The following is a 23,115-nucleotide window of genomic DNA, read 5'->3' on the forward strand; positions in this document are numbered from 1 at the left end:
AGGGCAATGGACTGAATCCCTGCAGGCTTGCTCCCCTTCGGACACGGGGTGGCATCGCACAATGAGATCAGGCCGATGAGCACGATGCCCGACTTTCTGACATCCGCCCTGGAGGTCCTCATCGGGATCGGTCTTTTGTTTGCGGGCGGCGAAGTGTTTGTTCAGGGGTCGGTGACGCTGTCGCTGATCTTCGGAATCCCACAACTGGTGATTGGACTGACCGTGGTGTCCTTCGGAACCAGTGCCCCGGAACTGTTCGTCAGTGTCAATTCAGTGCTGCGGGGATTGGATTCCCTGGCCGTGAGCAACGTCGTGGGCAGCAACATTTTCAATGTGATGGTGGTGCTCGGCAGCAGTGCGGTGGTGATGCCGCTGCGGGTGGAAAGCCGTCTCGTCCGCAGGGATGTGCCGGTGATGATTGCTGTGTCCGCCGCGGTGTGGGGCATGGCATCGGCGGGCCGGGTCACCTGGCAGTCGGGCGTGGCACTGCTGCTCGCACTGCTGATCAACTCGATCTGGGAGATCCGCACAGCCAGAGAGGAACCGGCGGGAGTCGAGGAAGCCGAGCCCGATGTGAATCCCGACCAGGGCAAACGGGGCCTGCTGAAAGCGCTGATGTCACTGCTGCTCGGCGTTCTGCTTCTGGGAGTTGGATCGCGGGTTCTCGTCAGCGGTGCCAGTGGTGCCGCTGCTTATCTGGGGGTGAGTGAAGCGGTGATCGGACTCACGATCGTGTCAGCAGGAACCTCGATGCCGGAACTGATCACCTCGCTGGTGGCCGCCATCAAGGGCCGAACGGATCTGGCGATCGGCAACGTCGTGGGCAGCAACCTGCTCAACCAGCTGCTCGTGCTTGCGGCCAGTGCACTGGCCGCAGCGGGGACCGGAGGGCTGCAGGTGAGCCCCATGCTGATTCAGCGCGATATGCCGGTGATGCTGCTGACCGCTCTGGCCTGCATGCCGATCTTCTGGACCAAGGGCCGGATCACGCGCCTGGAGGGAGGAATCCTTCTGGCCCTCTACGTCTTTTATGTGGTGGATCAGGTGCTGCCTCGCACACTGCCCAGCTGGCAGGACGAATTCCGTCTGGTGATGCTGTGCCTTGTGGTTCCTGCTGTGATTGTCGTGATTGTTGTTCAGGCAGGGCTCTACTGGCGACAACTGCAACGCAAACGCCTGAGAAAAGCCGACGACCTGAACTGACTGCCGCGGGTCGTGTCAGGAGTCCTGTCACAGCATCGCGAGCATTCGTAAAAGAAAGGCTGACTGCATCCTGAATGCTGTCCATCCTTGGAGAGCGTTGCGCGGCTTGCCGATGCTCGAGCTGCTTCCACCTCTCAACGACAAAAATCTTCCCTGGCTGGATGTCATTCATCCAATCGTGGTTCACTTCGTGATCGCGATGGCGCTGATCACAGTTGTCTTTGATCTGATTGGCGTCATTACTCGCAAACGCAATCTGTTTGAAGTCAGCTTTTGGAATCTGGTGGTGGCGACAGTTGCAATCTTCGTCGCCATCATCTTCGGCCAGATTGAAGCTGGACTGGCCAGTCCCTACGGAGCTTCAAGGGACATCCTGAATTACCACAGCACGATCGGCTGGTCGCTTGCCGGTGTTCTTGGTCTCTTCACAGGCTGGCGCTACGTGGTGAGGCAAAAGGATCCAACCCGACTGCCCGCTGGTTTTCTTGTGCTCGATGGTGTGCTCGCAACGCTCGTGTTCTGCCAGGTGTATCTGGGAGACATGCTCGTTTGGATTTACGGACTCCACACAGTGCCTGTGGTTGATGCGATCCGCAGTGGAGCGGTGTCATGAACCCTGAGACATTCCTCCACTTGATGGCGATTCCTTCTCCCATCAATGAGATTGCAGATCAGCTCGGTGCGAATGATCTTCCCTACACGATTCCGATCCATCCGAATCTGGTTCACTTCACGATCGGATTGTTCGCAATCGGCATTGCCTTTGATTTCGCAGGTGCGTTCTACCCCCTTGAAAAACGAATTTTCCGCTTTCTGGCCCTGCCGGTGACCCGCACGGGCTTTCATGACGTGGGCTGGTACAACGTTCTTGCCTGCAGTGTGATCACCTTCTTCACGGTGGCTGCCGGCTTCTACGAAATGCTGCTGGCCGTTCCGCTTCCAGGGGACATCCGCACCGTGATCGGGCAGAACGCCATCAACACAATGCTCTGGCATGCCATCGGCGGTGTGGCCCTGCTGCTGATCATCGTGGCGATGACCATCTGGCGCGGATACCAACGCTTCGTATGGCGCAAGGACTTCGGTCGACAAGTGACCTGGCTGTATCTGTTCTGCGGGGCCACGATCCTGCTGGTGATGGGCGTCCACGGAAGTCTTGGGGCCTGGCTTGCCAGTGAATTCGGCGTTCACATCACCGCCGATCAACTTCTCGCTGCTGGAGCCGATCTCAAGGAGTCGCTGCCATGACATCGACTCGTGGAGCCACGAAAAAACGCTTCCCGTTCAAGCTGTTTCTGACAGTTCTGATCTCGACTGCCATAGATCTTCTGGCAAGTCTTCAGATCTCCAAGTGGGCCTACGGATGGCTGCCGGTTCCGGCCTCCACGGCAGCGCCCTATGTCGACGATCTCTTCAGCCTGGAGGTCGGAATCGGTGCATTCATCTTCATCGGCTGCGTGGGATTCATCATCTGGTCCGTTCTTTTCAGTCGTGCCGAAAAATATGACGAAAGCGACGGTCTCCCCATTGAGGGGAACACAAAGCTGGAAATCATCTGGACGGTGATTCCTTTTCTGATTGTGATGGCGCTGGCTCTTTATTCAATCCATGTGAATGAAACTCTCGCCACACTCGGGCCAAAGCAGAAATATGACGTTGCCATCAATCAGGACCCCGAAGCTGTTGCAACACTGGATGTCCGCCGTGAGGTGGGACCCATTGAAGTGATCTCCAGGCAGTGGTCCTGGGAGTTTGTCTACCCCGATGGAGTGCGTAGTTCTGAACTGCACCTCCCGATCGATTTACGAGCCAATTTTCTGCTCAGCTCAGAGGACGTGATTCACAGCTTCTACATCCCGGCATTCCGCCTGAAACAGGACATCATTCCTGGCAGCGTGATCTCCTACAGCATCACACCAACCCGTGAGGGTCGTTTCAGGCTGCGCGACGCCATGTTCAGCGGCGCTTATTTCTCACAGAACCAGACCGATGTGATCGTCGAGTCGGAGGAGAACTACGACGCATGGCTGACAACAACCGCCAAGCGGCCGATGGTGAAGGGACTGAGCCCAGGCACCCCTCTTTACGAAAAGCGCCTCAAGGAAGGTGACCGTGGCTGGGCCACGGTCGCTCCCTCTGCTCCTCCCATGGTCAACGACCCCGGCAATCCCGAAGCGCCCCACGACTCCTGAAACGATGACGCTCACCAATTACGACCCGAGGGTGCTCAAGGCTCCTCACCCCGTTCCAGGTGCTCCCGACAACTGGAAGCGCTTCTTCAGCTTCAACACCGATGCGAAGGTGATCGGCATTCAGTACATCGGTCTCTCGCTGCTCTTCCTTCTTCTGGGTGGATTGCTGGCCATGGTGATGCGCGGGGAATTGATCACTCCGCCGGCGGATCTGGTGGACCCGAGCGTTTACAACGGTCTCTACACAATGCACGGAACAGTGATGCTGTTCCTGTTCCTCTTCCCGGTTCTGAATGGCTTCAACAACCTGTTGATCCCCACCATGATCGGGGCTCCCGACATGGCCTTCCCCAAGCTCAATGCCGCGGCCTTCTGGCTGGTCCCTGTGTTTGCGGTCGTGCTCCTGAGCAGCTTCTTCGTGCCTGGCGGACCGGCTTCATCCGGCTGGTGGTCCTATCCACCGATGAGCATTCAGAACCCACTCGGATATTTCATCAACGGTGAATTCCTGTGGATCCTCGCCGTGGCGATCTCAGGGGTCTCCTCGATCATGGGAGCGATCAATTTCGTCACCACAATCATCCGCATGCGGGCTCCCGGCATGGGCTACTTCCGGATGCCCGTGTTCGTCTGGACCGCTTGGGCTGCGCAGACCCTGCAGCTGATCGGGCTTCCGGCACTCACCGGAGGAGCGATCATGTTGCTGTTTGATCTCAGTTTCGGCACCAGCTTCTTCAGGCCTGAAGGGGGAGGTGATCCCGTGCTTTACCAGCACTTCTTCTGGTTCTATTCACACCCGGCGGTGTACGTGATGGTGCTGCCCGTGTTCGGCATCTTCTCTGAACTGATCACGGTGTATTCACGCAAACCTCTGTTCGGCTACAAGTTTGTGGCGCTGGCCTCGTTCATCATCACCTTTCTCGGTCTGATTGTTTGGGTCCACCATATGTTTTACACCGGAACTCCACAGTGGATGCGCAATCTTTTCATGGTCACCACCATGCTGATCGCGGTACCTACGGGAGTGAAAGTGTTTGCCTGGCTGGGGACGCTTTGGGGAGGCAAGATACGCCTGACAACTCCGATGCTGTTTGTGCTGGGGGGCCTGGTCAACTTCATCTTCGGAGGCATTACAGGAGTGATGCTTGGCACAGTTCCAATTGATATCCACGTGGGAAATACTTATTTCGTTGTGGCTCATTTTCATTACATCATTTTCAATACAATCGGACTTGGAGTCTTTGCCGGCATCTACCACTGGTTCCCGAAATTCACCGGTCGCATGTACTACGAGGGGTTGGGAAAAGTTCATTTCACTCTCACCTTCATCGGTGCCACACTCAACTGGCTACCTCTCCACTGGGCCGGCCTTTATGGCATGCCTAGGCGGGTTGCCTCCTATGACCCTGAATTCGCGCTCTGGAATGTGATCGCGAGTATCGGGGCCTTCATGCTGGGAGTGGCCTCGATCCCCTTCATTCTCAACATCGTCAGCTCCTGGGCGAGGGGTGCCAGAGCCCCGGCCAATCCCTGGAGAGCAATCGGGCTGGAGTGGTTGCTTCCCTCACCTCCTCCCGCTGAAAACTTCGAGGATGATGTACCGACCGTGATCAGTGAGCCCTATGGCTACGGCCTGGGCAAACCCCTTGTCGAAGACGAGGAGTTCTATGTCCGACGTTCCATGGAGGCCTGAACGATGACCAGCGCCAATGTTGATCTGGAACTGAAGCACGAACCCGGTCATATCAAACATGACGGCCACAATCTCACCGGATTCGTGATCTTCCTCTGCTCGGAAAGCATCATCTTCCTGGCATTTTTTGTTGGTTATGCACTTCTGAAGATCACCAGTCCGGAATGGCTTCCTGAAGGAGTCGAGGGTCTGGAAACGCGGATGCCCCTGATCAACACGGTCATTCTGGTGAGCTCAAGCTTTGTCGCCTATTTCGCCGAGCTCTATCTCCACAAAGAAAATCTCTGGGGATTCCGTGGCCTGTGGCTGCTCACAATGGCCATGGGCAGCTACTTCGTGTATGGACAATACGTTGAGTGGTCTGAGCTGAGTTTCAGCCTGAGCAGCGGAGTGTTCGGTGGAACGTTTTATCTGCTGACCGGTTTTCACGGCCTGCATGTGATCACGGGAATCCTGCTGATGGGACTGATGCTGGCGCGTTCGTTCCGCCCGAACAACTACGCCAAGGGTGAGATGGGTGTCACCGCCGTGAGCCTGTTCTGGCACTTCGTGGATGTCATCTGGATCATTCTCTACGTGCTGATTTATGTGTGGCAGCGCACCAGCTGATCGCCGTCTGCATCACGCAGTTCTCAACGACATGAGTCATCCATGATCATCGACGACCGCCACTACGACATCATCATCATCGGAAGTGGTGCTGGAGGCGGCACCCTGGCAGGTTGCCTCAGCAGCAAGGGGCACAGTGTGCTTCTGCTCGAGCGAGGTGAAGCTGTGGAAGCCGGTTGGCAGAGCCGTCCTCGTGTGAAGGATGAACAGTGGTTCGGTCCCGATGGTGATCCCTTCTCACCGCAGACGTTCTATGCCGTGGGCGGAAACACCAAAATCTGGGGAGCGGTGCTCGAGCGCATGCGCGAAAAGGATTTCACCGACCTGCCGTTGCAGGAGGGGGTGTCGCCGTCATGGCCATTCGATTACACGCATCTGGCTCCTTACTACGACCAGGCTGAGACGTTGTATCGAGTTCATGGCAAAGCTGGTGTCGATCCCACTGAGCCTTCACGAACCAAAGGCTTTGACCATTCACCCCGCGCGGTGATGCCATTCCTCGAAGAACTGCGGGAAGGACTGGAACGCCACGGTTGTCAGCCCTACGACCTTCCTCTCAGCTGGTCGGACAATGACGGTGACCCAGTCGGAGATGCCGAGCTCTGCGGACTCGCGCATGCCGACAGCGCCAATCTGGAAATCCGCCACAAAGCGAAAGCCCTGAGGCTGCATGTCAGTCCGAGCGGACGGGAAGTGAAGAGGGTGGAGGCGGATGTGGAAGGCGAAATCTGGTTGTTCTCCTCAGATCTGGTTGTGCTTGCAGCCGGTGCGATCAACACTCCGGCGATTCTGCTGAGATCCGGCAATGAACGTCATCCAGGCGGTCTCAGCAACTCGTCAGACCAGGTGGGCAGAAATCTGATGAACGTTCAGATCACCTCAATCCTGCAACGTTCAGCGGCACCCAACAGCGGCCGCTATCCACGTTCCTATGGGGTGAACGACTACTACTGGGGAGACAAAAACGTGACCTTTCCCTTAGGTCACATTCAGGCTGCTGGAGGAGTGCTGCAGGACGCACTGTTCGCCGAATCCCCACCGGTCCTGTCCCTTGTCAGCAAGCTCATCCCTAATTTCGGCATCAAGCGACTTGCTTCCCGCACCGTGGCCTGGTGGGCCATGACAGAAGTGCTTCCCGAGCAGGACAACAGAGTGTGGCTGAACAAGGAGCAGATTCGCATCAACTACCTTCACAACAACCGTGAAGCCCACGACCGACTGGTTTACAGGTGGATCGACACCATCAAATCCGTCGAGGCCGATCCCGCCATCAAGGTGGTGACATCAGAGCCTGTGCATCCCCGCGGCGAAGCTCCTCTGAGTGTGGTGGGCTTTGCCTGCGGAACCTGTCGCATGGGAGAGGATCCCTCCGCATCCGTGGTGGATTCAACGGGACAGTGCCATGACCTTGACAACGTCTACATCGCCGACAGCAGCGTTTTCCCCAGCTGCCCGAGCGTGGGACCCGGTCTGACCACCATCGCCCTGGCACTGCGCATGGCGGAGACACTCCACAAGAGACTCGAGGCCTGATCGGAAGAGCACAACGCTGACGCAGCTGTCAGGTCATCGTGACGAATTCCTCTGACACCGTGGGGTGCAGAGCCATGGTGCGATCGAAATCGGCCTTGGTGGCCCCCATCCCGACAGCGATCGCAGCCATTTGAATGATCTCGGCGGCATGCTCCCCGACCATATGGCATCCGAGCACCCGTTCGGTTCCCGCCTCGAGCACCAGCTTGAGCAGACAGCGGGTGCCGCGCTTGGGCAGTGCCTGCGCCATGGAACGGAACCGTGCTCTGTGAATCACCACGCCATCGGCTCCGTGCTGAGCGATGGCGTCCTCTTCCGACAATCCAACCGTTGCCAGCTCAGGCTGACTGAACACAGCACTGGCCACCAGGGCATGATCGACCTGCCGAGGACGATCTCCATAGACGCTGTCCGCGAAAGCACGACCCTCGTCAATGGCCACAGGCGTGAGGCAGATGCGATCGGTCACATCGCCAACAGCAAACACGTGAGGCACATTGGTGCATTGGTCGGCATCCACGGGAATGCGGTTGCCCTGAACAGTGACTCCGGCAGCTTCAAGGTTGAGACCCTGCAGGAAAGGTCGACGTCCAGTGGCCAGCAGCACCCCGCCGCAGGCAATTCGATCCCCTCGATGGGTTCGCACAACCAGATCACCCGGCGTTCCCTCGATGGCTTCAGGGCCGTTGGAGAACTGCACATCCACTCCTTTGTCAGCCATACCTTCCTGCACGACACCTGCCAGTTCGGCATCAAAGCCTCGCAACAGGTGATCACGGCGCACCAGCTGGGTCACCTCAACACCGAGACCACTGAGAATTCCTGCGAATTCGCAGGCGATGAAGCCGGCACCCACCACAACCATGCGCTCCGGAAAACGCTCCAGCAGGAACATGTCATCGCTGACCCAGCCGAGCTCGGCACCCGGGATATCGGGTCGCTGAGGGCGGCCGCCGACACCGACCATGATTCTTTCGGCATGCAGACGCTCCAACGGTGCACCACCCGGTTCCGCCGAGACAAGAATGTGATGGTCATCTTCGAACCGTCCCCATCCCTTGATCAACGCCACTCCGGCCTTCGCCAGTAATTCGATGTGCATGGCATTGAGGCGATCCACCTCAGCACGCACGTTGCTCAGCAACTGTGCTGAATCAATCCGGACATCGGAGGGAAAGACTCCATAACTGGAGGCCTCCTCCATCTGCCCGGCCATCTGAGATCCGTAGACCAGCAGTTTCTTGGGGACGCACCCTCTGATTACGCAGGTGCCTCCAACCCGATCACCTTCCACGATGGCAACGCGCGCACCATGACGCGCAGCCCGCTTGGCGGCCGCCAGGCCTCCGGAACCGGCACCGATCACCACAAGATCAAACGACTGGTCCACCGCAGCTGCTTTTCAACTACCCACCATTCTGATGGGTCCGGTTTCAGGCTCTTCACGAGGGGCGATCCATATCAGCGAACCAAACAATCAGCGAACCAAACACACACCGAGATCCGCATAGTGTTGAATCCGTCGAGACCTGGAGTCGGGTGTGCATCTGCCTCGCTATGACCGGATTCCAGATCATGACGATGATCAGAGTCTGATCGAAGTCAGGGTTTGTGATCTCCAGCCCACGCAGATGTGCGTTGGGCTCGCTGAAGTCCGGAGCCGTCAGCGGGACTTCAGCAATGAAAGCAGAAGGGAGCGTCTCGAGTACCTGCGCGGCAAGCCGGTTCCCATGGTGCGCAACCGCCTCGGAGGGCTCTGGATGGTGGATCGACACCACCGCCTGAGGGCTTTGCTGGAAATGGATCCCAAGGTCACCACCTACGGCTACGTCATCGCTGAGCTTGACAGCGAAAGCCGCGATGCCGCCCTCCTGGCCCTGCAGCAACGGGGGTGGCTTTATCTTCATGACGGTCGCGGTAACGGTCCCTGGGAACCCTCCAAACTGCCCCAGTCCTTGCTTGATCTTGAAGACGATCCCTACCGCAGCCTCGTCTGGAAACTCAAGAAGGAGGGATTGATCAAGCCACAGCGTCTGATTCCATATCACGAATTTCGCTGGGGAGCATGGCTGCGTACGCGCCCGCTGCCTCCGTTCAGTTCGTCCCAGCTGGATCCTGCACTGCCGGCATCCCGGCGACTGTCGCAGTCACAGGCTGCGGCTCATCTGGCCGGCTGGACCGGCGGGCGCTGAAAGCATCAGAGAACGGGTCCCTGCAGCTGCTCAGAATGGTGACGATCCGGAAATCCCCGCGTTGCTCATGGATTGATGACTTCAACACCAAGCGCAGCTGTGCTGATGTCAACCGCAACGGCGGAAATGCGGAGATTAAAAACCCACCAGAGCGAAGCTCATCAACAACGACTGACACTGCTTTGAATGCCGCACCATGATCGACTTACTCCTGATTTCCTGGAGGATGATGGTGCCAGTTTGGCGTTTTTATCCAACACTTATCCAACACGGAAAATTTCATGAGATCAATGCACAGAAGTCAAATTGATTACTGCTTTTAAACAGGTGACGACTTGAATCATTCAATAAAATACACCGCACTTTGTGCGACTAGCCAGTGAATGAAATTCAGACTAAAATATTTTCTTGGAAACCTTTTGCCATCACAGCAACACCACGACAAGCTGCGAACTCTCTCTTATGCGGCCCTTTCATTGCCCGAGGTCATGCCTCAGTCCAAGATGGCTGTTGAATCTCTCTCGAACAGCATCCATCCCAATCGCTTCAACGAGGCATATTCCAAAACAAGTTAAACAATAGAAATCTTTCCATGCAGATCACTCGTAATTACATTAACAATGCCATCCATCTATTGGAGACCGGCGCCATTGATCAATTCCTGGCCAATTTCATAGCGGAGAATGTCGAATGGGTAATCACAGGATCAAGCATCCTTGCTGGTCTTTACACATCCAGGGATCACTTTGTTGATACAGCGATCTCAAAACTAAAGTCCTCTTTGGATGGTGGCATTCAATGGAAAGTACATAATGTCATCATTGATGGCTCGTTCGTTGTGCTGGAAATGACCTCAAAGGCTATTGCCAAGAGAGGGCAACCTTACAACAACCAATACGCCTGGATATTGGAGTTTGACGGCAAAATGTTTAACAAGGTGCGGGTCTATTTTGATGATGTTTTAGTAGACAAAATCATTCAATAAATTGCATTGAAAATCGAGCATTCCCCACCCAACATCACAACAGCGTTAGCAGCAAAGACTATAAGTTTCATTCGCTTCATCTGTTTGGCGAAGGCCGTTCCTCTGATGCATCACCATCGCTGAGCCGAAACGAATGGATCCAACCGCGGCATCACACGAATACCCCGCACCTGGCGGGGTTTATGGATTAGTTCTGAACGTTACAGCGCTCGTGATAATCGAGATGCTCCCTTACGGTCAGATCCGGCATCGCCATGATCTTTTTCATAAGGTCCTGCTTGTAGTTGTAGAGCCCGCTGCAACCTTTCAAGGGTTCGAGCAATCGTTCAAGCAAATGGGCTTTTGCAGTTGTCCCTGACATTGATTCACTCATTCAGATTTATCTTGTTTATATGGTTGTTCTGTCGGGAGATCGATAGCGTCCACTCAACGCCCCCTGCTTTTCCCTTCAAGGGTTTTGTATTGCTTTCAGCCACCTCGCAATGGCTTCAGGCTTCCCGACAATCAGATCAGAAGCAGTTCGTAAATGCAGAGTGATCAACCAAGTTGGTGGTGCAATATTGAGGTTGGATCTGATTCAAACGATTCATAGCGCGAGCTTCATATGCTCTTTGAGCATTGATTTTCCGTTTGCTTGCTTGACAGTCAGCAAAGCAACAATGAGCAACAGTTCGCTTCAAAAAAGACTGCCAGCCTTGATTTATCGAAAGGAGTGTCATTGGTTTGATGTGAATAGAAAAGGTCATTCCTCCCTGTATCCACCATTGCGGAACTGATTGGAAGCCACATCACCCGATCAGGTTGTCTTCGACCTGTATCTTTCACCCGAATGAGTGATGCACATGCGGTGCTGTTGGGTGATCTTGAGGAAGCCCACCTCTGACAGGCAGTGCATGTTGAAGCGGTTTGCGACCACCGCTCCATGCACCTGGCTGTTGACCAGCTCCTGCGCAGACAGTCAATACCAGAACGCCACGGCAACAACCCTTTCCGGAACGCAATGCAGGCTCGCTGGAGCGCATCGGCCTCATGCGGGTGATCGCTTAAAGCTCAGCGAAAATTTCTGAATCCTCATGACGTATCAGCAGGAAAGGCTCAGCGCTTGCGGCGTGAATCGATCTGCAGCAGATCACGCACCTTCCGCACCTGACTGGCCAGTTGTGGATCAGTGCCGAGCCTCTTCTCCACCTGCTCGATGGCATACATCACCGTGGTGTGATCCTTTCCTCCGAACGTCTCACCGATTCGCGGCAGGCTGAGCCCCGTGCCCTGACGCATCAGGAACATCCCCACCTGCCTGGCCTGGCTGACCGCCCGGCGACGGCTGCTGCTGCGCATGTCATCCGCGGTCACCCCGAAGACCTCCGAAACCTTTTCGATCACCTGTTGAGGTGTGACCTCAACACCCTGACCGCTGGGATCCAGCATCGGAGCGACCGATTCAACGGTCATCGGCATCCCGGTGATCGAGGAGAAGGCGACCGCCCTCGTCAGCGCACCCTCAAGCTCTCGGATGTTGGAGGTGAAACGACCGGAGATGTACTGGATCAGATCCCTGGGCAGGGAGACACGCTCCTGTTCTGCCTTTTTCTGAAGAATCGCCATGCGTGTCTCAAGGTCAGGTGCCTGAATGTCAGCGATCAGTCCCATCGAGAAGCGCGAGATCAGGCGTTCCTGCAGTCTTGGAATCTGGCTGGGGGGCCTGTCACTGGCGATCACGATCTGCCGACCTGCCTCGTGCAGCGCGTTGAAGGTGTGGAAGAACTCTTCCTGGGTGTATTCCTTACCTTCGATGAACTGAATGTCGTCCACAAGGATGAGATCGGCGGCCCTGTAGCGGTCACGGAAAGCCTGCATGCCGTCCTTGCGGATGGCACCGATCAGATCGTTGGTGAAGGTCTCGGTGGAGACGTAGAACACCTTGGCGTCTGGATCGATCTCAAGGCGGTAATGGCCGATGGCCTGCATGAGATGGGTTTTGCCGAGGCCCACCCCTCCGCAGATGAACAGCGGATTGAATTCTCGGCCCGGGGCCTCAGCCACAGCGAGTGCAGCGGCATGGGCCATGCGGCTGTTGGGCCCCACAACGAAGCGATTGAACACGTAACGCATGTTCAGCCCCGGCAGACGACGGGGCGCCCTTGTGGCTGGGGTGGGTGGCGCCAATGAAGCCGGCACCGCAGCGGTTGTGGCTGCCGGCGTGACGCCTGCGCCTGGGGAACCTGACTGGGGGTCTTCGCCATCACGCGCCAGAACAGACACCAACACAGGCTGACCGACGATTTCAGCCGCCACATCCGCGATGGTGCTCGCGTAGTTCTTGCGCAGCCAGTTGCTGGCGAAACTGTTGGGAGCCAGCAATGTGAGGGTTCCTTCCCGGAATCCGCTGCACTGGGCAGGGCGAATCCAGGTCTCGAAAGTCGGCTTGCTGAGGTTGCTCTGAAGGGCCTGCTGAACCTTGCTCCACAGCTCACTGCCCGTCAGCACTGCACCCTCCGAATCACGGTGGCTGAATCTACGCACCCCAGGCCGGATCGGTCCGTCTTTAATGAGGTGCTGACGACATCACACCTCTTCATGGCCTCCGCCATCCAGCGTCCCCTGCAGCGAGCACTCACGCTCATCGGCGTCGGCCTGATCGGCTCCAGCCTCAGCGGCTGCGGATCCACCTGGAAGCAGCGCATCGGACTGGATCAGCCACCTGCCAGCGACCCCCTGCCGGAAGTGAGCGATGGCCCCCGCTCAGCCCCCCTTCAACCGGGGAAAAACATCATTGTCCAGGCCGTGGACAGAGTCGGGCCCTCCGTGGTGCGGATCGACACGGTGAAACGTGTGGTCAATCCGCTGGGCAATCTGTTCGGCGGCAGAGCTCCGATTCAGCAGCAGGCGGGACAGGGATCCGGATTCATCACCCGCTCCGATGGCCTGATCTTCACGAACGCACACGTTGTCGAGGGTGCGGACCAGGTCTCGGTGACGCTGCCGGACGGCCGCAGCTTCAGTGGCCGCGTTCTGGGGAGCGACCCACTCACGGATATCGCTGTGGTGCGCGTGGTGGCCGACAAACTACCGGTCGCGCCCCTCGGTAATTCCAATGCTCTCAAGCCAGGGGAATGGGCCATCGCGATCGGCAATCCCCTTGGCCTCAACAACACGGTGACTGCGGGGATCATCAGTGCCGTGGATCGCACCAATGCGATCGGAGAGGGGCAGAGAGTGCCCTACATCCAGACTGATGCAGCCGTGAATCCAGGCAACAGCGGCGGGCCGCTGATCAACGCAGCCGGCCAGGTGATCGGCATCAACACCGCCATCAAGAAGGCCCCGGGAGCCGGCCTCAGTTTTGCCATCCCGATCAATCTGGCCAAGCGGATCGCCCAGCAGATCATCAGCACCGGACAGGCGTCTCACCCCTTCATCGGGGTCCGGCTCCAGAGCCTGACGCCCCAGCTCGCCAAGGAGATCAATGCCGCAGCCAACAGCAATCTCTGCCAGGTGCCTGAATTGAACGGTGTGGTGGTGATCGAAGTGGTGGAGAACAGTCCTGCCGCCTCAGGAGGAATCCGCCCCTGCGATCTGATCCGTGAAGTGAACGGCACCAAGGTTCAGGACCCTTCCCAGGTGCAGCTGGCGGTCGACCGGGGCCGCGTCGGCGAGGCCATGCCGATCGTTGTGGAACGCGATGGCGACAGCATCGAGCTGATGGTGAAACCCGAGGAACTTCCGCGGCAGCAGTGATCCTCCGGGGCAGATCCGATGAGCGAGCCCATCCTGATCGTGATGACCCGCTGGCCTGCCAGCGGGCGGTGCAAACGTCGCCTCGCACACAAGCTGGGTGAGTCGAGCGCGGCAGCGATTCAGGCCAGACTGATCAGTCACACCCTGACTGTGGCTCAAGGTCTCGCCAGGGCTGGAACGCTGAAGCTTCACGTCGCCATCAGCGGTGCCGGACCGCGCGCCTGGCGCCGCTGGCTGAGCTCCGTTCCCGAGGCCAGCATCAGCGCACAGGGCCGCGGAGACCTTGGCAACCGGATGCGCAGGGAGGTGCTTCAGGCACGTCGCAGTCATCCTGGAGCTCCTGTGATTCTGATCGGCACGGATCTTCCCGACCTGGCTCCGCGAGACCTGATCAGAGCCGTCGAGTTTCTGCACAACTCACCGCTGGTGATCGGGCCATCACGCGATGGTGGTTACTGGCTGCTGGGCCTGTCGGCAACGCTGCCGGGAGTCCCCCGCTGGCCCTTTCATTCGATCCCGTGGGGAAGCGATCAGGTCTTGCGCCTCACATCCCAGAGAGCCCACGAGCACGGACTGGCCCCCGCTGAGCTCGAGATGCGCAATGACATCGACCATCTCGAGGATCTTGAGAAATGGCTGGCATGAACAGACCAGCGGAGCTGAGCGTGGTGATTCCTTGCCTGAATGAGGCAACTCGGCTGCCGCTGCTGCTGGCGGACCTGCAGCACGGCGGGCTCCGACTGGAGATCCTGCTTGCCGATGGAGGGAGCAGTGATGCCACGGTCAGGATCGCCCACCTGACAGGGTCTCAGTTGATCAACGTTCAAGAGCCTGGCCGCGGCCGTCAACTTCGCGCCGCCGCAGCGAAGGCACAGACTGACTGGCTGCTGTTCCTGCATGCCGACAGCCGGTTGTCAGCGCAATGGTCGGGGGTGTTGAGCACACTGCTGCAGCATTCCTCGACCGAGAGATCCGCCTGGTACTTCGATCTGCAGATCAGCCCGTCCACTCCGGCGAGGAGGCTGCTTGAAGGGGTTGTGGGCCTGCGCAGCCGCATGTTGCAACGCCCATACGGTGACCAGGGACTGTTCCTGCATCGCAATCTCTACGAGCATTGCGGCGGCTTTGCCGAGCTGCCGCTGATGGAGGATCTGGATCTGGTCGAGCGCCTGGGCCGCGTTGCTGATCTCAGGCGGATCGGTCTGCCCCTGACCACCGATGGCCGTCGCTGGCAGGAGGAGGGAGTCCTCCGTCGCAGCTGGCGCAATGCTCGGCTGCGCAGACGCTGGAAGCAGGGTGAGTCCCCGGAGAGGCTCGCCGCTGATTACTACGGAACTCAGTTCGCGTACCAGAAACCGCAGCGGTGACCATTGGGCTCAAGGTCCCAGCCAAGACGTTTGTAGAAGGGCAGAACCCCCGGATCGGCGAACAAGGTTGCCCGTTCGGTGCCAAGGGCACGCAGAGCATCGAGGATGTAATCCATCAGCTGACTGCCCAGACCGGAACCCTGATAGAGGGGGTGAACCGCCACATCCCAGATGGTCGCCTCGAGCACTCCATCACCGGTGCAGCGCGCGAAGCCCACGAGACGGGGAATCCGGGCATCGTGGCGCCAGAGACCGACCCTGATCAGGCTGTTGTCGAGAGCCTTGCGAACCCGTCGTACAGGTCGCCTGCTCCAGCCCACCGCCTCAAGCAGCTGCTCCAGTTCCACCAGATCAAACGGGCGATGCTGGCTGAACACCAGCGTGAGCTGGCTCGCAGGGGTCGCACACAGCTTCGCCTGATCGCCGTACATCACTTGCAGTGTCTCTGGCGTAAGCGAAGGGTCGTCGATCACTGACGATGCTGCAGTGTCACGATCCTGGCGCACGGAAGGCGCGAAGAGCGGCAAGGTGGGTGGGCAAGTTCTGCGTCGATGCCTGCAACTCAACTGCTGATTGCTGTTCACGGCTGGCTTTTGAGCAGGCAGGTCTGGTCGCCTTTCGCCACCTGCTGGAGAGAGAGCCACCCTGATATCGAGCTCTGGTGCCCTGATCTTCCTGGCTTCGGTGACGCGGAGCGCCCCTCAGGCATGCTTCCCAACCTGTCGGCTTACGGCCGCTGGCTGGCGCAGGGTGCCGTTCAGCAGGCGCAGGGACGGCCATTCATGCTGCTGGGGCACTCCCTCGGCGGCAGCGTGGTGCTGCATGCCGAAGCGCATCTGCGTCAGCGGAAACAACCTGGGCTGACGGGCGTCGTTCTGCTGGCGGCGGGAGGAGGGATCTATCAGCCGCGGCCCTTTCGCCGACTGCGCAGCTTCGGACGCCTGATTCTGGAGCTGCGTCCAGATGCTCTCGGTCAGCTGCCAGCTCCCATAGGAACGCTGGGCCCGTTCAAGGCAGAGCGACGGGCCGCCCGCGGACTGCTGGTGAACAGCACCAGTCGTGGTGCTGTTCGGGAGCTGCCTGGATTGGTTTCGGATCTGGGTGTCGACAGCCTCTGGATCAGCGGTGACAACGATCAGGTGATGGAACCTGGCTATGTGCGCCATCTTGCGGCCTACAGCCCCGGTCATGACTACCGCCAGATCGCTGGCTGTGGTCATCTGCCGATGCGGGAGAGGCCCGATGTTCTCAGAGACATTGTTCACGGCTGGGTTCAGGATCAGAGCCTGGCCAGCCCTCGCTCCTGAAGTTCGGCGAGTTCGGCGTAAAGACCACCCTGCGCCCTCAGCTGCAGATGGGTTCCCTGCTCGATCAAACGACCACGTCGGAGAACGAGGATCCGATCTGCGGCTTCAACGGTGGCGAGACGATGGGCGATCACGATGGCGGTGCGACGTTCCAGCAGATGGTCAAGATCCCTCTGCAGGGTTGCTTCCGTGGAAGGATCCATGAATGCGGTCGCCTCGTCCATCACAAGCACATTGGGATTGCGGATCGCCACGCGTGCAACGGCGAGCAGCTGGCGCTCTCCGGAGCTGAGGTTTCCACCACGCTCACGCAGCTCCGTGTCCAGCCCCTGAGGGAGTCTGCCGAGCAATGAGCTGAGGCCCAGGTCCCTGCAGACATCCTTGAGCTGGTTGTCATCGATGTCCCGGTCAAGACGCAGGTTGTCGCCAACGCTGCCACTGAACAGGAACGTGTCCTGCAGCACCACTCCAAGCTGGCGGCGCAGATCAGGCAGCGAGAGAGTGCGGATGTCACGTCCATCAAGAAGAATGCGGCCTTGCTGAGGTTCATAGAGCCTGCACAGCAACCGGATTACTGTGGTCTTACCCGAGCCGGTGGGACCCACCAGCGCCACGTGTTCACCCGGAGCAAGTCGGAAGCTCAGATCCTGAAGGATCGGTTCATCCGGTCGATAGGAGAAATGGACCCTTTCGAACACCACTTCGCCACGAGGCGACGGCATGACCTGAAGCGGAGCAGGAATGTTTTCAGCCGTTGACTCTGCTGCTGATGCGGGGACCGCGAGGGTGTGATCGCGAATTTCGAGTGGTTCTTCCAGCAGTTCGCCGATTCGCTCGACAGCGGTCAGACCACCCTGAATCTGAGTGAATCGCTCGGCCATCTGTCGCAGTGGGTCAAACAAACGCTGCGAATAGAGGATGAACGTCGTGAGAGTGCCGAGCCCCATTGCCCCGGAGGTGACCATCCAGCCCCCCAGGGCCAGTACGACCGCCACCGCTCCGAGTGAGACCCACTCCAGGAATGCGGAGATGCTGCTGTCAAAAAGTATCGTTCCATTCACCGCTCCTCGGTAAGCCAGGCCGGTTCGTTGAAAACGAGCTCCATTGAAGGCCTCACGACGAAACATCTGAACGACGTCCAGACCCTGCAGGTTTTCCTGAAAATCTGCATTCAGCTGTGACAGCTCCTCACGCACCCGATAGTTCGCTCTGCGATATCGCCCCTGCAACCAGAGAACGACCAGGGTCACGGGAACCTGGGAAACGAGAAGCAGAAGTCCAAGTCTCCACTCAATTAGCAGCATGGTCACCGCGATCACGGTGAGCGTCACCAGATCGCCCAGAACCCCTACAGCACCGCTGCCGAACACCTCAGCCAACGCATCGACATCACTGGTGAGTCGGGTGAGCAACTTGCCCACAGGCATGCGGTCATGGAACCTAAGGGAAAGATCCATCGCATGGGCGAAGAGATCACGGCGAATCCTGGCTGTGAGTCGCTGGCCGACCGACTGGATGTTGTAGCTCTGCACTCCCTGCAGCGCCAGACGCACCAGAACGGAAATCAACAGAGCAGCGATGATCAGTCGCAGAGCCAGAGTGCTGTCCAGAGGCTGAAGAATCGGTGCGACCGCCTCGTTGGTGGCCCCGGACACGGTGCGCAGAACCGAAATGGCCTGACCAACCAGCAGTGGCTGAATCGCCCCGGCGAGCGCTACCGGGATCAACAGGATCAATGTGAGCAGGAGACGACGACGGTCGCGTCCCAGGTAGCGCCCCAGCCGGCTGATGCGCTGAAGATCGGAACCGGCCATCAGGTCGTGCTCACCATCTCCCGACTGGGAGCGTCCATCGCCTCAATGACCTGTTGCAGCTCTCCCTGGTCCAGGCGCAGCGAGAGGGGGTGCCCCACCAGTCGGGCAGTGGTGTGAAAGAGGTCTTCGATGGCGACCAGACCGTTGTCCCGGAGTGTTCGACCTGTGGCCACAAGATCCACAATCCCTTCAGCGATTCCGGTGATCGGACCGAGTTCCACCGATCCAGTGAGATGCACAAGCTCGACAGGCAGATCGATTGAATCGAAATACTGTCGGGCGCAGCGCGTGAATTTGCTGGCCACCCGGCAGTGCGGGGGCAGGTCGGTGGCTCTCTGGTATCCGCTGCTCGACTTCACGGCAACAGACATGCGACAGCCACCGAAACCGAGGTCCACCAGATGAGCCACAGGCATCTGGTGTTCTCGCAGCACGTCATAACCGACCACCCCGAGCTGGGCCTGCCCGTAAGCCACGTAGACCGGCACATCACCGTTCCGGACCAGCAGAGCTCGGGCCTGACCACAGACCGAGGGCACCATCAGCTGTCGGTTGTCGGGATCAAGCACCGCCGAAAAATCAAGACCTGCAAGCCTGAACCGTTCCACGGACTCCCTCAGCAGAGCTCCCTTGGCCAGTGCAACGGTGATCATGGAAGCCTGCATTGCCCAAAACTTTAACGATGGGCCACCCATGTCAGAGCGAAGGAATCAAGCCGCTGCCGGTGCTGCAGGACAACATTGTCTGGATCTGGACACGGGGGCACGAGGCGGTGGTAGTCGATCCCGCCGTCGCTGAACCAGTGCGGCAATGGCTGGTGGATCACGGGCTGGAACTCAAGGCCGTTCTGCAGACCCACCACCACGCAGACCACATCGGCGGCACGCCGGAGCTTTTGCACCAATGGCCCTCAGCTGCCGTGATCGCAGCCGCCGCTGACCGCGAGCGGATTCCTTTCCAGACGGTTTCGGTGGATCCGGACATGCGGCTCGAACTGCTGGGACAGACCGTCAGCGTGATCGACGTGAAAGCCCATACAAGGGCGCATCTGGCCTACGTGCTCCCCGAGGGTTGCACCCCGAATGATCCGACGCCTGCACTGTTCTGCGGTGACACCCTGTTCGGAGGTGGCTGCGGACGACTGATGGAAGGATCAGCCGAGGACATGCACCTGGCCCTCACGCGCCTGCGGGCGCTGCCGGACGAGACCATCGTCTATTGCGCCCATGAATACACCGAAAGCAACCTGCGCTGGGCCCATGCCGTGAGGCCCGATGATGAGGCCATTGCCGAACGCCTGAGCTCTGTCCGAGAGCTTCGCAGCCAGGGAGAACTTTCCCTTCCCAGCACCATGGGCGAGGAGCGCAGCACCAATCTCTTCCTGAGAGCGAGTACAGCCCAGGAACTGCGTGAACTGAGACTCCACAAGGACAGCTGGCGCGACTGAGCAAGGTGAGCTGGACAAGCCTGGTTGAGTCGGCGCAGTTCCAACAGCTCAGCTGGCACGGCTCAGCAGGGATCGTCGCAGAGGATGCAGCAGGACGGATGAGCCTGGCTGGAGACGCAAACGACAGCTCTGGCCGCGCTGATAGTCCTCGGAAAGCGGTCTCAGCAGCCTCAGCTGCCGATCCCCGCTCTTCACCCTGTACATCCAGCTGTGGCCGAGAAACTCCCGTCCCACGATCTGATCCTCACCACTGGAATCCTCCAGCAGCGTGATGGCTTCAGGAGCAACCAGAACCGTTGCCTCTTCAGTCAGGGAATCGGCCTGGAGATCACCAGGTCTCTCGAGATCACCCAGAGGACAGCGCAGGCAACCCTCGCTGGCGTCATTCCATACCGGCAGAACATTGCGCTGAAGAACAAAGCTGCCCACAAAGGGAGTGGCCGGAGAGTTCACCATGTCTTTCGGGCTGGCGCACTGATGCAGACAGCCGTCACGCAGCACAGCCACTCGACTGCAGATCGCCAGCGCCTCCTCGGGGTCATGGGTCACCAGAACTCCGCTGGCGTTGCAGGCACTGAGAACAGATGGAAGTTCACTGCGAAGGCGCAGGCGAACCTCCACATCAAGATTCGAGAAGGGCTCATCAAGCAGGACCACCGACGGCGCCGGTGCCAGGGCTCTGGCCAGAGCAAGACGTTGACGCTGACCACCTGAGAGCTCGTGGGGATAACGCTCTTTCAGCTGGTCCAGTCCAAGCAGATCAAGAAGCCAGGTCGCCCGGGCTGTGTCCTGCCCGCGGCGAAGACCGAAACAGGTGTTGTCCCAGGTGTTGAGATGCGGAAACAGGGCGTAGTCCTGAAACACCATGCCCACGCCACGGCGTTCTGCAGCCAGCGAGCGCTGGGGACTGGCCACCTCGCGGCCGTGCAGACGGATGCTGCCGCGAACCGGAGTCTCGAACCCGGCGATCAGCCTCAGGAGAGTGGTCTTGCCACAACCGGAAGGTCCCAGCAACCCCACAAGTTCGCCCGCCCCCAGGCCGAGATTGATGTCCTGAAGAGTCCACTCCGCCCCGGAGGAGCCATAGCTGTGCCAGAGACCATCGATCTCGACCGGTAAGGACTCCATCGACACGGGGCGCGAAAATGCAGCCCCATTGTGATCCACATTTATGACGACCACCACCCATCAGGCCATCACCACCACTGACGCACCCGCCCCGGTCGGGCCCTACAACCAGGCCGTGCAAGCCGGTGGATGGCTTTACTGCTCGGGGCAGATCCCTCTGGACCCTGCCACCGGTGAGATGGTGGGAGGTGGGGATGTGGAGGCGGAAACACGACAGGTGCTGCGCAATCTCAACGCCGTGTTGAGCGCTGCGGGGACCGAGGCCGCCAAGGTGGTCCGCACAACGGTGTATCTGGTCGATCTCGCGGACTTTCAGACGGTTAATACGATCTATGCAGAGATGTTCGGCAACGGCGTGAGCCCTGCCAGAGCCTGTGTGCAGGTGGCAGCACTGCCTAAGGGCTCCAAGGTTGAGATCGACTGCGTCGCCTGGCTTGGATGAAGCGTTCCGACGGTTTCATAAGTTAAGAGATGCACCGAGCGACCTTCATGGCCCAGGCCAAGCTGACCATCGGCGAACTGGAAGCGGGCTATCCCCTTTACTGCAAGGCGTTACGGCGACTCCTCAAGGAAGGACGCGAGGTGAAGGACATCGAAAAAACCGTGTGCTGGGGCCATCTTGAGACCCTGAACCGCTGCCTGCCAGGGCGCTACAAAGCGCCCTCGTACCTGATGGCGCTGATTCGACGCGACCTGGAACAGCCGAGTCCTGGTTAAGCATTGCCTTGCTCAGCCCTGCTGTGGAGTGATCAGTCTGCTCCGCCGGTCAGTGGCCTGGAAGGGTCGGCTCCCTCCACTTCACCCTGAAAAACACGACTGGAGTAGACATCGGCTGCTTCGATGGTGATCAGGGCTTCACGGCTGACAGGCTGATCGCGCCGCGAGAACAGGCGATTGGCATGCCGCAGTCGCAGACGATCAATGGCATTACGGATTGAGCGGGCATTGGCGAAGAAGGGCAATTGACGCCGCCTGCTGATGTAGCTCCCAAAGGCTTCCAGCGCGGCATCGCTGAATCGATACTGCTGTTGTTCCAGCAACAGTTGCGCAATCGCCATCAATTCACCCTGGCTGTAATCAGGGAAATCGATGTGGTGAGCAACCCTTGAGGACAGGCCTGGATTGGATTGATAAAAAGCTGTCATCCGGTCTTTGTAACCGGCAAAGATCACCACAAGATCATTGCGCTGACTCTCCATCTCCTGCAGAAGAATCTCAATCGCTTCCGCGCCGTAATCTCGTTCATTTCCCGGTTTGTAGAGGTAATAGGCCTCGTCGATGAACAGAACGCCTCCCTGAGCGCGCTTGATCATCTCTTTTGTTTTCGGTGCCGTATGCCCCACATACTGACCAACCAGGTCATCCCTGGTGACCGTTATCACATGCCCTTTTCGTAGATAACCAAGCCGATGCAGGATCTGCGACATCTTCTGCGCAACCGTTGTTTTTCCGGTTCCTGGCTGACCTGTGAACGACATGTGCAGGCTCGGGGCCCTGCTCACCAGATCCAGGGACTGTCGAGCCTGATCCACCAGCAGCAAAGCCGCGATCTCACGAATTCTGGTTTTGACGGGCCGCAGACCGATCAGCTCGGTGTCCAGATGGTCGAGGACCTCACCGACTCCCGAAGCAATGAAACTGGATTCCAGATCAATCGATGAGTCCATCAATTGCCGCAGCGAAGGCGTGATCTGAATCGCTCAGGCTCGCATCTTCCGCGTCCTCATCAGGGCGCAAAGTGATGTTCACATAGGTTTTCCCAAAGCTGATATCGGGATAGCGCTTGTTCAGTTCACTGAACTCACCAAGCCGATCCAGGAAATCACGGGTGGTGCTGTAACTGTCGAACTCGAATCGCTTCTCCAGACAGACCGGTCGCTTGCGTTCATTCCAGGCTTCCATCAACA

Annotated in this window: 25 protein-coding genes; 16 read left to right on the forward strand and 9 right to left on the reverse strand. The window is 58.6% G+C overall.

Going from position 1 to position 23,115, the window contains the following annotated elements:
* Positions 1-84 precede the first annotated feature (84 nt).
* The 7 genes from SIB73_RS07595 to SIB73_RS07625 all read left to right on the forward strand — a co-directional run bounded on the left by SIB73_RS07595 (position 85) and on the right by SIB73_RS07625 (position 7,230).
* On the forward strand, positions 85-1,203 hold the full coding sequence (locus tag SIB73_RS07595; RefSeq protein WP_413406352.1) for a calcium/sodium antiporter: 1,119 nt from the start codon (positions 85-87) through the stop codon (positions 1,201-1,203).
* Positions 1,204-1,315: 112 nt separating this feature from the next.
* A complete protein-coding gene (locus SIB73_RS07600) occupies positions 1,316-1,816 on the forward strand; it encodes a DUF2231 domain-containing protein (protein ID WP_413406350.1) in 501 nt (166 codons plus the stop codon).
* A 23-nt stretch (positions 1,817-1,839) separates the two neighbouring features.
* Positions 1,840-2,451 (forward strand): DUF2231 domain-containing protein, encoded by a 612-nt coding sequence (locus SIB73_RS07605; protein ID WP_413401606.1) that lies wholly within the window; start codon positions 1,840-1,842, stop codon positions 2,449-2,451.
* Positions 2,448-3,395 carry a cytochrome c oxidase subunit II gene (locus SIB73_RS07610; RefSeq protein WP_413401604.1) on the forward strand — a complete coding sequence of 316 codons (948 nt, stop codon included), beginning with the start codon at positions 2,448-2,450 and terminating at the stop codon, positions 3,393-3,395. The genes SIB73_RS07605 and SIB73_RS07610 overlap by 4 nt, the downstream gene beginning before the upstream one ends.
* A 4-nt stretch (positions 3,396-3,399) precedes the next feature.
* Positions 3,400-5,088, forward strand: a complete 1,689-nt coding sequence (locus tag SIB73_RS07615) for a cytochrome c oxidase subunit I (RefSeq protein ID WP_413401602.1) — start codon at positions 3,400-3,402, stop codon at positions 5,086-5,088.
* A gap of 3 nt (positions 5,089-5,091) precedes the next feature.
* Positions 5,092-5,697, forward strand: coding sequence for a heme-copper oxidase subunit III (locus SIB73_RS07620; protein WP_413401599.1), 606 nt, complete (start codon positions 5,092-5,094; stop codon positions 5,695-5,697).
* Positions 5,698-5,739: 42 nt separating this feature from the next.
* Positions 5,740-7,230: a GMC oxidoreductase gene (locus tag SIB73_RS07625; protein WP_413401597.1), complete on the forward strand. Its 1,491-nt coding sequence runs from the start codon at positions 5,740-5,742 to the stop codon at positions 7,228-7,230.
* Positions 7,231-7,258: 28 nt separating this feature from the next.
* Here SIB73_RS07625 and gorA read toward each other — a convergent pair whose 3' ends face one another.
* Positions 7,259-8,620: a glutathione-disulfide reductase gene (gorA, locus tag SIB73_RS07630; RefSeq protein WP_413401595.1), complete on the reverse strand. Its 1,362-nt coding sequence runs from the start codon at positions 8,618-8,620 to the stop codon at positions 7,259-7,261.
* A gap of 151 nt (positions 8,621-8,771) precedes the next feature.
* Between gorA and SIB73_RS07635 the strand changes: the two genes are divergently transcribed.
* The gene (locus SIB73_RS07635; protein WP_413401593.1) at positions 8,772-9,422 is read left to right on the forward strand and encodes a ParB-like protein; all 651 of its coding nucleotides are present in this window, start codon (positions 8,772-8,774) and stop codon (positions 9,420-9,422) included.
* Between the two features lie 592 nt (positions 9,423-10,014).
* Positions 10,015-10,407, forward strand: coding sequence for a nuclear transport factor 2 family protein (locus SIB73_RS07640; protein WP_413401591.1), 393 nt, complete (start codon positions 10,015-10,017; stop codon positions 10,405-10,407).
* An 821-nt stretch (positions 10,408-11,228) separates the two neighbouring features.
* Here the strand turns inward: SIB73_RS07640 and SIB73_RS07645 are convergent.
* The gene (locus SIB73_RS07645) at positions 11,229-11,429 is read right to left on the reverse strand and encodes a hypothetical protein (RefSeq protein ID WP_413401589.1); all 201 of its coding nucleotides are present in this window, start codon (positions 11,427-11,429) and stop codon (positions 11,229-11,231) included.
* Between the two features lie 73 nt (positions 11,430-11,502).
* Positions 11,503-12,930 (reverse strand): chromosomal replication initiator protein DnaA, encoded by a 1,428-nt coding sequence (gene dnaA / locus SIB73_RS07650; RefSeq protein ID WP_413401588.1) that lies wholly within the window; start codon positions 12,928-12,930, stop codon positions 11,503-11,505.
* Positions 12,931-12,984: 54 nt separating this feature from the next.
* On the opposite strand from dnaA, the gene SIB73_RS07655 reads away from it, so the two are divergent.
* Genes SIB73_RS07655 through SIB73_RS07665 form a run of 3 tightly spaced genes read left to right on the forward strand, consistent with a single transcriptional unit; the run spans position 12,985 to position 15,512 of the window.
* Complete coding sequence (locus tag SIB73_RS07655; RefSeq protein ID WP_413401586.1) at positions 12,985-14,145, forward strand: trypsin-like peptidase domain-containing protein; 1,161 nt, start codon at positions 12,985-12,987, stop codon at positions 14,143-14,145.
* A gap of 18 nt (positions 14,146-14,163) precedes the next feature.
* Positions 14,164-14,790, forward strand: a complete 627-nt coding sequence (locus SIB73_RS07660; protein WP_413401584.1) for a TIGR04282 family arsenosugar biosynthesis glycosyltransferase — start codon at positions 14,164-14,166, stop codon at positions 14,788-14,790.
* Positions 14,787-15,512, forward strand: a complete 726-nt coding sequence (locus SIB73_RS07665; protein ID WP_413439778.1) for a TIGR04283 family arsenosugar biosynthesis glycosyltransferase — start codon at positions 14,787-14,789, stop codon at positions 15,510-15,512. The genes SIB73_RS07660 and SIB73_RS07665 overlap by 4 nt, the downstream gene beginning before the upstream one ends.
* Here SIB73_RS07665 and SIB73_RS07670 read toward each other — a convergent pair.
* Positions 15,482-15,943 (reverse strand): GNAT family N-acetyltransferase, encoded by a 462-nt coding sequence (locus SIB73_RS07670; RefSeq protein ID WP_074159282.1) that lies wholly within the window; start codon positions 15,941-15,943, stop codon positions 15,482-15,484. The genes SIB73_RS07665 and SIB73_RS07670 overlap by 31 nt on opposite strands.
* A 120-nt stretch (positions 15,944-16,063) precedes the next feature.
* Here SIB73_RS07670 and SIB73_RS07675 point away from each other — a divergent pair, with 120 nt between their 5' ends.
* The gene (locus SIB73_RS07675) at positions 16,064-16,819 is read left to right on the forward strand and encodes an alpha/beta fold hydrolase (RefSeq protein WP_413401581.1); all 756 of its coding nucleotides are present in this window, start codon (positions 16,064-16,066) and stop codon (positions 16,817-16,819) included.
* Here SIB73_RS07675 and SIB73_RS07680 read toward each other — a convergent pair.
* Together SIB73_RS07680 and hisG are read right to left on the reverse strand one after the other, a co-directional pair.
* Complete coding sequence (locus tag SIB73_RS07680; RefSeq protein ID WP_413401579.1) at positions 16,792-18,633, reverse strand: ABC transporter ATP-binding protein; 1,842 nt, start codon at positions 18,631-18,633, stop codon at positions 16,792-16,794. The two genes, SIB73_RS07675 and SIB73_RS07680, sit on opposite strands and share 28 nt — an antisense overlap.
* Positions 18,633-19,286: an ATP phosphoribosyltransferase gene (gene hisG / locus SIB73_RS07685; RefSeq protein ID WP_413401577.1), complete on the reverse strand. Its 654-nt coding sequence runs from the start codon at positions 19,284-19,286 to the stop codon at positions 18,633-18,635. Before hisG ends, SIB73_RS07680 begins: the two co-directional genes overlap by 1 nt.
* 29 nt (positions 19,287-19,315) lie before the next feature.
* Here hisG and gloB point away from each other — a divergent pair, with 29 nt between their 5' ends.
* Positions 19,316-20,080 (forward strand): hydroxyacylglutathione hydrolase, encoded by a 765-nt coding sequence (gene gloB / locus SIB73_RS07690; RefSeq protein ID WP_413401575.1) that lies wholly within the window; start codon positions 19,316-19,318, stop codon positions 20,078-20,080.
* 48 nt (positions 20,081-20,128) lie between these two features.
* On the opposite strand, the gene SIB73_RS07695 is transcribed toward gloB, so the two are convergent.
* The gene (locus SIB73_RS07695; RefSeq protein ID WP_413401573.1) at positions 20,129-21,208 is read right to left on the reverse strand and encodes an ABC transporter ATP-binding protein; all 1,080 of its coding nucleotides are present in this window, start codon (positions 21,206-21,208) and stop codon (positions 20,129-20,131) included.
* A 43-nt stretch (positions 21,209-21,251) separates the two neighbouring features.
* Here SIB73_RS07695 and SIB73_RS07700 point away from each other — a divergent pair, with 43 nt between their 5' ends.
* Both SIB73_RS07700 and SIB73_RS07705 read left to right on the forward strand, forming a co-directional pair.
* Positions 21,252-21,650, forward strand: coding sequence for a Rid family detoxifying hydrolase (locus SIB73_RS07700; protein WP_413401571.1), 399 nt, complete (start codon positions 21,252-21,254; stop codon positions 21,648-21,650).
* Positions 21,651-21,697: 47 nt separating this feature from the next.
* A complete protein-coding gene (locus tag SIB73_RS07705; RefSeq protein ID WP_066906102.1) occupies positions 21,698-21,925 on the forward strand; it encodes a DUF3136 domain-containing protein in 228 nt (75 codons plus the stop codon).
* 32 nt (positions 21,926-21,957) lie between these two features.
* Here the strand turns inward: SIB73_RS07705 and cbbX are convergent, their stop codons facing one another.
* Both cbbX and SIB73_RS07715 read right to left on the reverse strand, forming a co-directional pair.
* The gene (gene cbbX, locus SIB73_RS07710) at positions 21,958-22,875 is read right to left on the reverse strand and encodes a CbbX protein (protein WP_413401569.1); all 918 of its coding nucleotides are present in this window, start codon (positions 22,873-22,875) and stop codon (positions 21,958-21,960) included.
* Positions 22,859-23,110 carry a 4a-hydroxytetrahydrobiopterin dehydratase gene (locus SIB73_RS07715; RefSeq protein ID WP_413401568.1) on the reverse strand — a complete coding sequence of 84 codons (252 nt, stop codon included), beginning with the start codon at positions 23,108-23,110 and terminating at the stop codon, positions 22,859-22,861. The genes cbbX and SIB73_RS07715 overlap by 17 nt, the downstream gene beginning before the upstream one ends.
* Between the last annotated feature and the right edge of the window lie 5 nt (positions 23,111-23,115).

The sequence above is a fragment of the Synechococcus sp. MIT S9509 genome, assembly GCF_047303035.1.
Classification (GTDB): Bacteria; Cyanobacteriota; Cyanobacteriia; order PCC-6307; family Cyanobiaceae; genus Synechococcus_C.